Annotated in this window: 3 tRNA genes; all 3 read left to right on the top strand. The window is 52.0% G+C overall.

Annotated features, from left to right (window positions below):
- Positions 1-126: 126 nt before the first annotated feature.
- The 3 genes from QOS10_RS09555 to QOS10_RS09545 all read left to right on the top strand — a co-directional run bounded on the left by QOS10_RS09555 (position 127) and on the right by QOS10_RS09545 (position 375).
- Positions 127-218, top strand: a tRNA-Ser gene (locus QOS10_RS09555).
- A 5-nt stretch (positions 219-223) separates the two neighbouring features.
- Positions 224-295: transfer RNA gene (locus tag QOS10_RS09550), tRNA-Glu, on the top strand.
- A 7-nt stretch (positions 296-302) separates the two neighbouring features.
- Positions 303-375, top strand: a tRNA-Val gene (locus tag QOS10_RS09545).

Raw genomic sequence — 375 nt, 5'->3', positions numbered from 1 at the left:
CGAACACAGAAGTTAAGCTTCAACACGCCGAAAGTAGTTGGGGGATCGCTCCCTGCGAGGATAGGACGTTGCCACGCAAACGCAAACTTTGGCACCTGGTTCTAACTGTGCCAGGGTTTGGATATTGGAGAGTTGTCCGAGTTGGCCGAAGGAGCAGCATTGGAAATGCTGTATACGGGTTAAAGCCTGTATCAAGGGTTCGAATCCCTTACTCTCCGTTGATGACCCGTTAGTCAAGTGGTTAAGACACCAGCCTTTCACGCTGGTATCGTGGGTTCAAATCCCGCACGGGTCACTCTTTTGGAGGATTAGCTCAGTTGGGAGAGCGTCTGCCTTACAAGCAGAGGGTCACAGGTTCGAGCCCTGTATCCTCCA

It is taken from the genome of Limosilactobacillus galli (assembly GCF_947381495.1).
Classification (GTDB): Bacteria; Bacillota; Bacilli; order Lactobacillales; family Lactobacillaceae; genus Limosilactobacillus; species Limosilactobacillus galli.
This window is presented reverse-complemented; position numbering and strand designations above follow the sequence as displayed.